The 14043-nt window shown below is 63.9% G+C and carries 12 protein-coding genes; all 12 read left to right on the top strand.

Annotation, left to right across the window (positions count from 1 at the left end; all coding sequences use genetic code 11):
• Window position 1: 1 nt before the first annotated feature.
• Window positions 2-1333, top strand: a complete 1332-nt coding sequence (locus tag C5B99_RS06990) for an amidohydrolase family protein (protein WP_258063108.1) — start codon at window positions 2-4, stop codon at window positions 1331-1333.
• Window positions 1326-1850: a cupin domain-containing protein gene (locus C5B99_RS06985; protein ID WP_258063107.1), complete on the top strand. Its 525-nt coding sequence runs from the start codon at window positions 1326-1328 to the stop codon at window positions 1848-1850. The genes C5B99_RS06990 and C5B99_RS06985 overlap by 8 nt, the downstream gene beginning before the upstream one ends.
• A gap of 84 nt (window positions 1851-1934) precedes the next feature.
• On the top strand, window positions 1935-2780 hold the full coding sequence (locus tag C5B99_RS06980) for an ABC transporter substrate-binding protein (RefSeq protein ID WP_104241059.1): 846 nt from the start codon (window positions 1935-1937) through the stop codon (window positions 2778-2780).
• 33 nt (window positions 2781-2813) lie between these two features.
• Window positions 2814-3683, top strand: coding sequence for an amino acid ABC transporter permease (locus C5B99_RS06975; protein ID WP_104241997.1), 870 nt, complete (start codon window positions 2814-2816; stop codon window positions 3681-3683).
• On the top strand, window positions 3680-4495 hold the full coding sequence (locus C5B99_RS06970; protein WP_104241058.1) for an amino acid ABC transporter ATP-binding protein: 816 nt from the start codon (window positions 3680-3682) through the stop codon (window positions 4493-4495). The genes C5B99_RS06975 and C5B99_RS06970 overlap by 4 nt, the downstream gene beginning before the upstream one ends.
• Before the next feature lie 485 nt (window positions 4496-4980).
• Window positions 4981-6117 (top strand): DNA cytosine methyltransferase, encoded by a 1137-nt coding sequence (locus tag C5B99_RS06965; protein WP_104241057.1) that lies wholly within the window; start codon window positions 4981-4983, stop codon window positions 6115-6117.
• Window positions 6118-6170: 53 nt separating this feature from the next.
• Window positions 6171-8846, top strand: coding sequence for a Z1 domain-containing protein (locus C5B99_RS06960; RefSeq protein WP_104241056.1), 2676 nt, complete (start codon window positions 6171-6173; stop codon window positions 8844-8846).
• Window positions 8846-9835, top strand: a complete 990-nt coding sequence (locus C5B99_RS06955) for a PD-(D/E)XK motif protein (RefSeq protein ID WP_104241055.1) — start codon at window positions 8846-8848, stop codon at window positions 9833-9835. Before C5B99_RS06960 ends, C5B99_RS06955 begins: the two co-directional genes overlap by 1 nt.
• Entirely contained in the window at window positions 9832-11760 is a 1929-nt protein-coding gene (locus C5B99_RS06950; RefSeq protein ID WP_104241054.1) for a hypothetical protein, read from the top strand. Before C5B99_RS06955 ends, C5B99_RS06950 begins: the two co-directional genes overlap by 4 nt.
• Complete coding sequence (locus tag C5B99_RS06945; protein WP_104241053.1) at window positions 11757-12647, top strand: hypothetical protein; 891 nt, start codon at window positions 11757-11759, stop codon at window positions 12645-12647. Before C5B99_RS06950 ends, C5B99_RS06945 begins: the two co-directional genes overlap by 4 nt.
• Window positions 12644-13432, top strand: coding sequence for a hypothetical protein (locus C5B99_RS06940; RefSeq protein WP_146081957.1), 789 nt, complete (start codon window positions 12644-12646; stop codon window positions 13430-13432). The genes C5B99_RS06945 and C5B99_RS06940 overlap by 4 nt, the downstream gene beginning before the upstream one ends.
• Complete coding sequence (locus C5B99_RS06935) at window positions 13332-13904, top strand: very short patch repair endonuclease (RefSeq protein WP_104241051.1); 573 nt, start codon at window positions 13332-13334, stop codon at window positions 13902-13904. Before C5B99_RS06940 ends, C5B99_RS06935 begins: the two co-directional genes overlap by 101 nt.
• Window positions 13905-14043: the final 139 nt, after the last annotated feature.

Here is a 14043-nt window from a genome sequence, read left to right as displayed (position 1 = left end):
CGTGCAGAACGCAGCGACGACCTCGACGAACGACGTCACGGTCTACACGGCGACGCTGGTCATTCCGATCACCGCGCCCCCAATCCTGGGCGGCGCGGTCGCGGTGCGCGGCGGCAAGATCGTGCACGTCGGCGAGCGCGCCTGGGTGACGGAGTCGCTTGCCGAGCAAGGCGTCGTGGCGCGGGAGGTGCACCACGACGGCATCCTGATGCCGGGGCTCGTCAACGCGCACTCGCACCTGCAGTACACGGGCATGGCCGCGGTCGGGCAGCGCCAGTACAACGGGTTCGAGGATTGGGCCGAGGCCTTCAACCGCGATTACGTGCTCCCCCACGACTGGTACGCCGACGCTATGGCGGGCGCGCAAAGCCTGCTGCGCGCGGGCACGACCAGCGTCGCCGATATCGTCACCGACCCGACCGCGATTCCCGTGCTGCACGAGTCGGGCCTGCATGGCATCACCTACTGGGAGGTGATGAGCTGGACCAACGAGGACTGGCAGGACCGGGGCCGTCAGCTCATCGTGGAGGAGCTCGATCGCATCCCCACCACGCCCGGCGCCGGGCTCTCCCCGCACGCGCCGTATTCGCTCGATGCGATTCCCCTGCTCGATATCCCCGACATCGTGCGCCAGCGCGGGCTGCGCACGCACCTGCACCTCGGCGAGGCCGCGTTCGAGGGTGAGCGCGATGGCAGCGGCGTCGACGGCGAGCCCTGGCAGATGGTGAAGCTCGAGAGCTTCCGGGCGATGCGCTCGGCGGGCTTCGGGATGAGCGCGACCGAGTTCGTCGACCAGCTCGGCGTGCTCGGCCCCGACTGCCACGTCGCGCACGGCGTGTATATGACGGCGTCGGACCGGGCGCTGCTGCGCAAGCGCGGCACGAGCGTCGCCCTGTGCCCGCGGTCGAACGAGGTCATCGGCCTCGATGCGCCTCCGGTCGCCGAGTACCTCGTGGAGGGCAGTCCGATCGCGATCGGCACTGACTCGCTCTCGTCGAGTCCGTCGCTCGACCTCATGCACGACGTCGCGACGCTCGTCGAGGTGGCGCGCTCGCAGGGGTATCGGGGCGACGACCTGCACGAGCGGATCCTGTCGGCGGCGACGCTCGGCGGGGCGCACGCGCTGGGCCTCGACCTCGGTCCCGACCGCACCGGGTACCTCGCCGTGGGCGCGCGCGCCGACCTGGCGTTCTTCGACGTGCCCGTGGTGTCGGTGGCTGACGGTATCGTCGCGCTCGCCGAGGCGGGGGCAGGCCGTGCGTCCGCGACCATGATCGGCGGCGAGCTCGTCTGGGCCGCCGACACCACTGAGCTGGAGGTTTCACGTGGCTGAGCAGGGGAACGCAGAGCAGCAGCAGGGCGAGACGCAGGCGACTGCAGCCGAAGGGTCAGCTGCGCAGGGGCGTCGGGATGCGGACGCGCGCGAGCCGTCCCCCGTGCCCGCGCGCGCCAGGGAGCTGGGCCTCGAGCCCCATCCCGAGGGCGGCTGGTATCGCCGCACGTGGACATCGGGCGACCGCCTGCAGACACCAAACGGCGAGCGGCCCGCGGCCACGCTCATCCACTTCCTGCTCCCGCCAGGCGAGTCGTCGGCCTGGCACCTCGTGACGAGCGACGAGATCTGGATGTGGCACGGCCCCGGCTCGCTCGAGCTGCAGCTGGGCGGCAACGGATCTGCGCCGGATGCCAGCGAGCCTGTCACGCTCGACCTCCGGCACGCGCAGGCCCTTGTCCCCGCCGGGCACTGGCAGCGCACGCTGCCGGGCGAGGACGAGGTGCTCGTGAGCTGCCTCGTCTCCCCCGGTTTCAGCTTCGACGATTTCACGCTGGTCGACGATCACGAGGCGTGAGCCTGCCTTGCCTGCAACCAGGCGTAATGGGCGCATGCCTGCGTGCGCCTTCCCTTATCTTCAGCAGTGAACGAAAGGCTTGTCATGACTCTCTCCTCCCGCATCCGCAAGGGCGCTGCCGCCGCTGGCGTCATCGCCGCGCTGTTCGCGCTTTCCGCGTGCTCCGGCACGTCCACGACTGAGCCGGCTGCCGAGGGTGACGGGCTGCAGACGCTCACGCCGGGCAAGCTGACGATCGCGACCGGCGAGCCGGCGTACTACCCGTGGGTCATCGACAACGCTCCGGAGACGGGCGAGGGCTTCGAGGCCGCCGTCGCGTTGGCGGTTGCCGAGGAGCTGGGGTACGCGCCGGAGGATGTGGAGTGGGTGCGCACGACCTTCGACAGCGCCGTCGCGCCGGGGCCGAAGGACTTCGATCTGAACCTGCAGCAGTTCACGATCTCCGAGGAGCGGAAGAACGCCGTCGACTTCTCGTCGCCGTACTACACGACGACGCAGGCGATCATCACGACAGAGGGGTCGAGCGTCGCAAGTGCTGCATCGATCGCCGATTTCGCGGACGCCAAGGTTGGTGTCGCCGCGGCGTCGACGAGCTACTCGGTTGCGAAGGATGCGCTCGGCAAGGATCCTGAGGTCTTCAACTCGAACGAGGACACGGTGCTGGCGCTGAAGAGCGGCCAGATCGACGCGCTGGTCACCGACCTGCCGACGGCGTTCTACCTCACCGGGGTGGAGCTCGAGGATGGCAAGATCATCGGCCAGTTCGACTCGACCGAGGGTGGCGACGAGTTCGGCATCGTGCTGCCGAAGGACTCGGCGCTGACGGCGCCGGTCACGGCCGCGGTGGATGCGCTGCGTGACAACGGCAAGCTCGGCGAGCTCGAGACCGAGTGGCTCGAGACGTCGGTTGACGTTCCGACGCTGAAGTAGCTCGTGTCGCAGGTCCCTCCTCCTTCCGCCGACGTGTCGGCGAGCGCCGCGGCCGCCGAGCCGTGGTCGCCGAGTGCGATCGAGCTCGAGCGGCGCGCGTTCCGGCGACGCCAGTCGCAGCGTTCGGTGCTGGTGGCGCTCGTCTCGACGCTCGCGTTCGCGGTCATCGTGTGGGCGACGCTCATCAACACGCCTGGTTGGGCGGCGGTGTCTGAGACGTTCTTCGATCTCGACTACGCGATCGAGGTGCTGCCGACGGTGCTCGAGGGCCTGTGGTTGAACATCCGCGTGCTGGCCGTCGCCGTGGTGGGGGTCGCGATCTTCGCGACGCTGCTGGCGGTCATCCGCACGCTGCGCGGACCGGTCTTCTTCCCGTTGCGTGCCGTCGCGACGGTGTACACGGACCTGTTCCGGGGCATGCCGATCATCATCGTGCTCTACCTGGTGGGCATCGGCGTTCCGGCGTTGGGCATCTTCCCTCGCGTGGATGCGGCCGTCTGGGGCACCCTCGCGCTTGTGCTCGTGTACTCGGCGTATGTCGCCGAGGTGCTGCGGGCGGGTATGGAGTCGGTGCATCCGACGCAGCGCGTGGCCGCACGTTCGCTTGGCCTCTCGCACGCTGCCACGTTGCGCCTGGTGGTGATGCCGCAGGGTGTGCGGAAGGTGACGCCGGCCCTCATGAACGACTTCATCTCCATGCAGAAGGACGTCGGTCTCATCTCGATCCTGGGTGCGGTGGATGCGGTGCGGGCAGCGCAGATCGAGACGGCGCTCACCTACAACTACACGCCGTACGTGGTCGCGGGTCTGCTGTTCGTGCTGATCAGCCTGCCGATGATCCGTCTCACGGATTGGTACACGGCTCGGGCGCAGAAGCGCGAGCAGATCGGGGGCACGGTATGAGCGACGTGTACGCGTACGACGACGAGCCTGCCGCCGCGGGCGCTGCTGCATCCGCTGGCACCACCGTTGACCTGAAGCCGGTCCTGGAAGTTCGGGGCGTGCACAAGCAGTTCGGTGACGTGCAGGTGCTGCGCGGCATCGATCTTTCCGTGCTGCCGCATCAGGTGATCGTGCTGGTGGGATCGAGCGGTTCGGGCAAGTCGACGCTGCTGAAGACGATCAACCTGATCGAGCGGGTCGACGATGGGCAGATCTTCCTCGACGGCGAGGACATCTCCGACCCGCGCGCGAATGCCGACGCGGTGCGGAGCCGCATCGGTGTGGTTTTCCAGCATTTCAACCTGTTCCCGCACATGACGGTGCTCGACAACGTGACGCTCGCTGCCCGGAAGGTGCACAAGACGCCTCGGGCTGAGGCGGCAGCGCGGGGCACGGCCATCCTCGAGCGCGTGGGCCTGGGTGCGCATGCGACGAGTTATCCGGATCGCCTGTCGGGTGGTCAGCAGCAACGGGTGGCGATCGCCCGGGCCATCATGACGGAGCCGAAGGTGCTGCTGCTAGATGAGATCACGAGCGCGCTCGACCCGCAGTTGGTGGGTGAGGTGCTGGATGTGGTGCTCGAGTTGAAGGAGCAGGGAGCCACGATCCTGATGGCGACGCACGAGATGAGCTTCGCGCGCCGCGTGGCCGACCAGATCGTGTTCCTCAAGGACGGCGTGCTCATCGAACGCGCGGCACCCGAGCAGTTCTTCACGAACCCGCAGCGGCCCGAGACGGTGGAGTTCCTGTCGCGGGTGAACCTCGGGGCGTAGGTGCAAGCGCGCAGGGCTTTCGCGGTTGGGACATCTACGGGGCAGGGGTCGGCAGGAGTCCTGCGACCTGGCGCTGGGGCTTGCCCGAATCGCGGGGCAACGCATCTAAGTTGCTGGCGACGACCAGCTCAGCGAGGCGACGGGGCGCGGCGCGGCGCGGCGCGGCGCGGCGCGGCGCCGATGACGCCGAACCGGCCAGATGGGGCAGCTGTGACGCCGAAGTTTTGTGGATCGTCAGCGGATCGGGGTGACGGTGCGGCTCCAGCAAGACCATGGCGCGACCCAGTTTCCCGGGTGCCCGGGGAATGTTATCGGTCTTCTCCAGCGGGTCTAGGCTCGACGGAGGCCACACACGGGTCTTCCCGGAGAGCCGTCGTTCCAATGTCGGTGGCATCGACGACACTGAAGTCATCGCACTCGAGAGTCGTCCAACGATTTCAGGGGCCACAGCAACGGGCGCAGCGACTGAACCGACAAGAGGACAGATGAAGAGTTTCCGTCTAGGTGAGTTTTTCTCGGGACCCGGCGGCCTGGCGCTCGGCGCACTGGCCGCAGCGAAGGACGTCTCGGGCCTTGTGGCCTTGGAACACGAATGGGCCGTCGACATCGACCCTGATTCATGCCGGACATTCGTCGAAAACGTCCCCGGGGCTTCGGATGACTCAGTGCATGTCGGTGATGCCCGTGCTTTCTCGCGCCCGGACAAGCTCGCTGAGCTTGGCGATATCGATGGCTTCGCTTTCGGGTTCCCCTGCAACGACTTCAGCGTCGTCGGTGAGCACAAGGGACTCCAAGGGAACTTCGGAGGCCTCTACCGGACCGGCGTCAAGGTCTTGAAAGCGAAACAGCCCGAGTGGTTCGTGGCCGAGAACGTCGGTGGTATCCGGAGCGCCAACGGGGGTCTGGCCTTCCAGGTCATCCTCAGCGAGCTCGAGGCGGTCGGCTATGAGGTGACGCCACACTTCTACAGGTTCGAGGAGTACGGCGTTCCGCAGACGCGTCATCGTGTGATCATCGTGGGCATCCGCAAGGACCTTGTCGCTGACGGTATTCGATTCAAGGTGCCTGCTCCAACCCATGCGAGACCTGAGCTCGCCCCGCACCTCGGCCTGATTCCGTTCGTGACCTCGAGAGATGCGCTGGAGAAGGCGCTCCCACCCGGGACAACGCACACCGAGCTCACTCGCCAGTCTCAACGCGTCGTGGACCGTCTGAACCAGATCGATCCAGGTGAGAACGCCTTCAACGCGAAACGGCTGGAAGCGGACCTCAAATTGAATGTCCGCGGTGCCACCATCAGCCAGATCTACCGTCGACTGCACCCTGAGAAGCCCTCGTACACCGTGACGGGGTCCGGCGGCGGCGGAACGCACATGTATCACTGGGACGTACCTCGTGCCCTTACGAATCGCGAGCGTGCGAGGTTGCAGACATTCCCGGACGAGCACAAGTTCTCCGGAAATCGTGACTCCGTGCGAAAGCAGATCGGTATGGCAGTGCCGGTCAACGGAGCACGCGCGATATTCCAGGCTCTCTTCAAGACGATGCTCGGGCTTGAGTACGCGTCGATCGAGCCGAACCTCAAGGCTCACGTCCCTGAACCCGCACTTCATCCGGCCTGATCACCTAGCCTGCTGAACGAGCACCGACCGAACCTTTCGCGAATGGAGCCGCATTGGACACTCGATTTCTCGTTGAGACCATGGTCCAGAAGTTTCAACTCGACGCATCATTCGACGATGCCTTAAGACAGACCAAGCTCTTCTTCGAAGGCCAGGCACTGGACGGCCTTGACGAAGCACTCCAGCAAGTCGAGAGCAATCACTACGCAAGCGTGTCCTCTGCAACCAAATTGCACGAGACCTCGATCTCCCAGAAGCTGGACATGTTGCAGCAGCGCTGGTACGCGGGCCCGTTGAAGAACGGCCTCTGGCAGGAGCTTGCAGATCGGATGCGTTCGAATGGCCCGAAGGGGGCAGTCGAGGCCGTGGACGGTTCGACGGAGGCCATCGTCGCCGCGATGGCCGAGCCTCGCGTCGAACATGATCGGCGGCTTGGACTCGTCGTCGGAAACGTCCAGTCTGGCAAGACCGCCAACTACTCGGGTGTGATCGCCAAGGCCCTGGATCAGAACTACAAGCTCGTGATCGTGCTATCTGGCATTCACAACAATCTCCGCCGCCAGACCCAGATTCGCCTCGAGCGTGATCTCGGGGTGTCTGACAACCCCAGCGCCTGGCACGGGCTCACGTCGCCGGAAGCCGACTTCGGGACCACAGCGAAGCGAAACGCGAGCAGCATCATTTCGAACAACGCACGAATTCTCGCAGTTGTGAAGAAAAATAAGAATCGACTCGAGAATCTTCTGGAGTTCCTGCGCGCCCTCGACTCGGACGTGGTCCGTAGGACTCCGATCCTGATCATCGACGATGAATCCGATCAGGCGACGCCCGACTCCTCTCCGAAAGGCAAGGAGGAAGCATCGACCATCAGCAGGCTCATGCGTGAGCTCTGGGCCGAGGTCGTGAACGGAACCTACATCGGCTACACGGCGACCCCGTTCGCAAACGTCTTCATGAATCCGAGCGCGGAAGCTGCTGAGCTCTACCCGAGCAACTTCATCCACGTGATGCCCACTCCTGATGCGTACTTCGGAGCGGCACGGCTCTTCGGGCTTGACGCCGACTTGGCGGCCGTGGAAGTCGAAGCTCACGACGTACTCCGCTACATTCCCGACGCCGAGCTCGATGCGCTTCGTCCAGCTGGAAGGGATGCGGTATTCGACGCCGGAGTGACACCAGCACTGGCCGACGCCATCCGGTGGTTCATCGTGGCCGCCGCCGTCCGACGCGTGCGTGGTCAGCATGAGAAGCACTCGACAATGCTCATCCATACGACGCACAACGTAGACCCGCACTTCGACCTCCGCGATGCAGTGGTCAACTTCCTGGAACCGCGGCGAGCGCGTGCCCGCGACGGAGACGTCCGGGAGTTCTATACGACGTTCCACGAGGAGATAGACCGTGCTCCGGAACTGCTGACCGGCAATGCTCAGGAAGCGACGTGGCCGCGTGTGGAGCAGGAGATCCTCAGCGTGATGCGCAATCTCCGTGTCTCCGTCGACAACGGCCAGGCAGATGCGAGTGAGCGCCTTGATTATCGGGATGAGGACCCGCAGACCGTCATCGTGATCGGCGGGGGCACCCTTTCACGTGGGCTCACGCTGGAAGGACTGTTCGTCTCGTTTTTCACGCGTTCCTCGAATGCCTACGACACGCTCCTGCAAATGGGGCGCTGGTTCGGATATAGGAGCGGCTATGAGGATCTGCAGAGGATCTGGCTCAGTAGCGGTCTCGATGAGGACTACCGATTCCTTGCGCAGGTCGAGTATGAGTTGCGCCAGGACATCGACAGGCTGATTCGCTCGGGGCAGGCGCCATCGCAGATCGCTGTTCGGGTGCGTCAGCACCCGGGTCGCCTGCAGATCACGAATCCGAACAAGATGAAGCACGCGCACGAAGTCGAAGTCGATTTCGAGGGATACCCGATGCAGACCTACGTCTTCGATGTTGGATCTGAGGAGGCGCTCGAATCCAATCGACAGGCGGCTCGAGGCCTGCTCGAGCGCATCAGTGACCGGGTCGCCCAAGGTCAGCGCGCAGACGCCGGGGAATCTCGGGTATTCACGGGGGTTCCTGTCGAAGAAGTGGAGAGGTTCTTCCAGGACTTCTCGGTTCACAGCCATTTCGGCGACTCCTTCGCTGCTGCAGTGGCCTGGTCGGCGACCAAGCTCCCCGAGAAGCCCTGGAACGTGGTCCTTGCAAGTGGCAGCGAACACGGACAATTCGAGGCGGCAGGCTTCACGGTCTCCTCGGTCCGACGAGCCCCAATCAGCCCTGATGAGGACGCTGTCAAGGGAAAACACATCAACATCCGTGCACTCATGAGCGGTGACGACATGCTGCTCGATCTCAAACTCCTCGACACGGGTCCCGATTCCGAGCGTTCGAAGTACTCGAGGAGAGACCGCACATCTCAGAAGGCGATGCGGGCGGCGGTCAACGATGGCGACGGGAATGGCCTCTTGATCCTCTACCCGCTGAGTCCCCGATCCACTCCGACGACAAGGAGCCGAGTAGAGATGCAAGAGGCGCTCAGGAGGGTCAACCCCGATGCGAAGTTCAGCGACCAGCCCATCGTCGGGGTGGCGCTGGTCGCACCGATCGACAGTCGCCAGGAGCTGACCTCCAAGGGAACGTTCCTAGCCGTCACCCCGCACTTCCAAGCGGACGAGGACGTGGACGAGCTCCCGACACCCGACACGGAGAAGAACTTCACAGGTGTCGTCTGATGCGAGCAGAGGAGACCTTTCGTCAGGCACGGCTCCTAGGCGACGTCCTTCGCATCGATGAAGCTCGCGTCGCTCCCGTAGCCGGGACGCCTTCAGGACGTGCCGTCTGGTTGGGGTTGGATAGCAACGACGTGGCCGTCGCCTACTTCCAGGTTTCAGGTAGGCCCGATGTCTCGTTCGCAGTGAGCCAGCTGATGCTGGTCTCGACTGTGAACATCGGACTCAACGCCGACGGTGCTCACTACACTGCCATCAAGGTCGCCTGTCTCGATCGTTCTCTCGCTGCGATCTTCACGACGTTCATCGAGGACCTGATCAGCGAGCTGACGCTGCAGACGGACGTCCCGCAGCTGATCGTGGCATCGGCCGCCCGTTGGCGTCGTCTGCTGCAGGTGGCCGGCCGAGAGCTCTCGACGCACGCGATGGCAGGGATCTACGGTGAACTCCTGTTCCTCGAACGTGCAGTGGCAGAACTCGGCGCTTCGAGTCTGCACGATTGGCAACGGCAGAAGCACGATTCCCATGATTTCAGCGGTGCAACTGGGTGCGTGGAAGTCAAGACCACTGGAATGCAGTCAAGGGCCGCCGTAGGCGTCCACGGTCTGCAACAGCTGCTCCCCTGTTCACCGGCACCCCTTACACTCGCCGTAGCCGAGGTCGCTGTCACAGGAGCTGGCGAGTCGATCGATGATGTCATCGAACGCGTTCTGACCACCGGGGTCGACTCGGAGCTGTTCGCCGACAAGCTGGCCGACCAGGGGTATGTCTACAAGATGCCGGTGTCCGAGAAGATCTCTTTCGAGTTGCGGACATGGAGATTCTGGAGGATCGACGAGAACTCGCCGGTGCTCAGCTCGAGGCAGCTGAGCGAAGAAGTCATGATGGCTCTCGCCAATGTCTCATATGACCTCGTGCTCTCTGCGCTTGGCGAAGCTGACTCGAGTTTCGACTTCGCCGCGCTGGATGCGACCGGAGGCAGCGGATCATGATCACACACCCCTCGCTTCGACGGTTCTCCAAGCCCAGGCGTGCCGGAGACCAGACCAGCGGCGGGCGCGGGAAGCTACTTAAGACGAATTCTGATCTGACGCGAGTCGAGCTGCTGATCCGGGAGACGTTGCAGAATTCCTGGGACGCACGGCGTGACGACTTGCGTCCGACTTACGGTGTGCGCGTTCGCGAATCCGATGCCAAGCTCAAGTACCTCCTGCTGAACAACGTCTTCACCGACCTCCCGGAGTCGCTCGAGGGGCTGCGACGCAACCTAACCGCCGCAGGTTCCCACGTGCTCGAGATCTTCGATCGTGGAACCACGGGCCTCGATGGCCCGATTCGCGCATCGGTAGAATCGGCGCCCGGCGAACCCAACAATTTCAACTCATTCGTGTTCGACATAGGGACTACCAAGTCGACACCTGGCTCCGGCGGGACCTACGGCTTCGGCAAGACGGCGGCGTTCGAGGTTTCGGGGGCGCATGCCGTTGTCTACTGGTCAGTCTGCATCGGGGCCGATGGAGACCCAGAGCATCGGCTGATCGCGTCGGTCCTGCACGACCCATATGCCGAGGGGGGAGCCAGGTACACCGGGGCCCATTGGTGGGGTGACCCCGATGACGCAGACGTGATCCCGCTCACGGGATCGAGAGCCGATGAGCTCGGCCAGGCGCTGTTCCAGACGCCGTTCGACGCGGGTGAGCTCGGCACATCGATTCTCATCATCGATCCGGTCATCACCGTCGACTCCGGCCAGACGGACGAGGCCAGTCGACGGGTTGCCGTCCGCAACAGCGATCTCGCCGACCGTCTGACTGCGCAGATCGAGAGAGCAGTCGGGATTCATGCCTGGCCCAAGGTCACTCCAGATTCAAATGGCCAGGCGCCAATGTCGGTGCAGGTCTTCAGTCAGGATCGCGATCGCGAGCTTGGCCTGCAGATAAGGGAACGCTACTCACGTTTCGGCGACGCGCTCATGCAGGTTCGAGATGCGCAGGCGCCACTAGCAACCACGACGCAGACGCCTCGCCCGAGTCATATCGTTCGCGAGGAGACGTTCGCGATCCAGCTCCGTCCGTCTAGATCGCAGAAGCAGGACGATTCGGAGTTCTTCGGCGGCCGTGCGGACAACGTCGCCGGCCACGTTCACCTCAGCCTAAGTCTTGCAGACCCGGTCCCTCGTTCCGGCCTGATCAGCCCCTCGAACACACTCTGCCTGATGCGCTCACAAGCGGAGCTGGTCGTCTACTACGACGAGATCCTCCCCTTCGATGAGCCCGGACTCAGCTGGCACGCGGTGTTCAAGCCCACACCCGAATGCGACAAGCACTTCGCCTCCTCTGAGCCCTCAACGCACGACGCGTGGACGCCGAACGCAGCCGAGAACGAAGTGGCCACCTACGTCGTGAGCAAGTCGCTGGCTCAGATCCGACGCAAGGCTCGCAACTTCCTCGAGGAGACCAGGGCGATCAATGCCAAAGAGGAACGGAGTGTGCGACGAGTGGCCACTGCCCTGAGATCGTTCGTGCCTCTGGGACCGGAGTCCTCTGAGCAGGACAAGGTTGGAGCCGTCACCACGCCCAGAAGCAAGTCGGGCGCAGCCAGGCGGCAACCCAAGGTTCGTGCCGAAGTTACTGCGTCTCTGCCGGACATCGACGGCCTCGGTCACACGCTTTCCGTGCTCGTCAGCGCACTGGAAAACACCAACGTGCAGGTCAGGGCCACCCTCTTCGCGCGCACGCCGGACGGCAGAATGGAGTTGCTCGAGGACGAGGCCCGATTGTCCTGGAACCTCGGCGCAGAGTCCGTGAGCACAGCTTTCGAGCATTCGGTCCCATCGAACTCCTCGATCGAACTGCACGTGCGTACACGGACAGCTGTAGCACTTGAGGTAGTTCTCGATACTCTGGAGCAGGCATGAGCCGCACTCTCTTGTACCCGTATCCCCGACTCCAGCCTGCTGCCCTTTCTTGGTCAGTGTGGAAGCTCGTCGTGGACAGCCACGAGGTGAGCCCCGCAGAGTTCACCGATTCTTGGGACGCGAACTCTGCCATGGAGTTCAGTCTGTCGGTGTCGATCCCGGGTGAGGCGATGCTGCGGACGCGAGGCAGTGACCCCGTTCTCCTTCTGAGCGCGAGTTGCGCCGAGACCGCATTCACCCACACAGCGGAGACCCCCTTCATCGCCTCCCCGACGTCGTTGACCGCAGCTGGAAGCTTGTCGCTCTCCGGATCGGACATCAGCCAGAAGCTGACTCTGAGGGCTCAAGTTCTCCTGCCCGCCGCGGCCGAAGGTAGTGCACCCGAATGGACAAGTAGACGCATCCTCGGTGAGGCCCGCGCGCTCGAGCTGGAGCTCGATTCGGATCTCTCAGGCTTTCCGACCTCGGCGCGTTCATTCAGCGCCGCGCACCTGCCTGATGCGCCGTGGGATATCAAGGTCACCGCGACAGATCTCTCGGACTCGTTCTCCAACTCGATACGGCTGTACCTCAATGAGGACTACCCGCTGATCCGGGAGCTCATGAATGGGAAGCCAAAGCCCCACGTGGAAGCAGAGCTCTCTGCTTCCATAGCCCGTACTCTGCTGAACACCTCGAGGAGACTCTGGGATATGGCTCCGGAAGTCAGAAGTCCTGATGCCGTGGCCGAGGAACACCCGGACTCCATCGCTGCCGCCGGCAAGCGCGCGGCTGGCACCTATCTCCGTGTGAACCTGGCTGAGGCTATTCACCTGATGCGGTCAAGACCCGAGACCGTCGAATTCAGGATCGCATCGGCCGCGGGCGTGCTGAAGGGAAGATCATGACCGGACAGGTGCTGTTTCCCAGACTCACTCCCAGCCGTCGAGCTATTCTGCGCCTCGAGCTCGAGGAAGCGGATTCTCCTGGAGATGTGGTCTTCGCCTTACAGGCACTCCAGGATGCCTATGATGATTCGAGTGCATTCCCCGCGACTGGAGGTCGTCGGGTCACGATCGGTGAGCTAATCGAATTTCGAACGCGATGTCTCGAGGCAGCCGAACGTGTCCAGACGACCTCGGAGATCGAACGTGGACAGCTCTTCGACCTCGCCATCGGCCGTGTGATCTATGACTCGACGCGTGATTCTCGAGGACAGATGGGCCACCCGCAGGTCTGGGACTTCATCACCCTCGTGCTGCTCCGAGATCTGGCTTCGGCGCGCTTCGAGCCGTCTCGCAGTGTGCGGGCAGGCAGGTTCGACGGCGGGAGTCGCCGTCACGTATTCCAACGTCTCTGGAAGCGCTGGCAGTCGTTGGGGCCCGATCTCGTCGAGTCAGGTCGACTCACTGAAGATGACTATGTTGCGCTCATGGAACGGAAGATAACTCTGGAGCGGTCACCAGTCGCGCGCGCGGCGGCGAACGCGATCGTGAGCTCCCGGCTGACTGGGGGCCAGCGCCGCGAATACGCGCGCATCCTGATGCGGCACCTCGTCCAGATCTCCGGGATCGTGGCCGTCGGCGGTGAAGATGCCGAGCACCTCGAGGTGCTCTTCGCCCATCTGGACTCGAGTGCGCGAGAGGCCCTGCGAGAACGACCCAGCGTCGAGTTCGCGCACGCCGCCGGCTGATCTGAAACCATCTCTCTTGAGTTCCTGGGCCACAAGCGCCGCCACGCGGCGCACGATGATCGGCAACAAGCGTCGAGATACCAAGCCGGAGCTCGAGATACGTCGTCGGCTCCACGCGCTCGGGCTCAGGTACCGTGTCGACTTCCGGCTCGATGCGACATCCCGGACTCGGGCGGACATCGTCTTCACACGGCGTCGAGTAGCCGTGTTTGTGGACGGCTGTTTCTGGCACGGATGCCCGTTACACGCTGTCATGCCCAAGAGCAACGTCGACTACTGGGGGCCGAAGCTGCAACGAAACCAGGAGCGTGATCAAGCGACTAACTCGCACCTCAGGGAGACGGGCTGGCTAGTGTTGCGATTCTGGGAGCACGAGAACCCGGATGACGTCGCCGGCGTGATCTTTACAGCATGGACGGCTAAAGACCCCGCTTCGCGGACAGCCCCGGTCGAACTCCACCAACGAACGTGAGAACTAGAACCGACCAGATCTGAACGATGCCACAGGCTCAAGCCGGATCGACAACGGGAAGACCCCTGAGTGTCATTAACCCGAATCACGGCGGCCACTCAGCGCTCTTCGCTCATCTGGACGCCAGCACTCGGGACAT

Origin of the sequence: Pseudoclavibacter sp. Z016 (genome assembly GCF_002931215.1) — a bacterium.
Taxonomy (GTDB): Bacteria; Actinomycetota; Actinomycetes; order Actinomycetales; family Microbacteriaceae; genus Pseudoclavibacter.
This window is presented reverse-complemented; position numbering and strand designations above follow the sequence as displayed.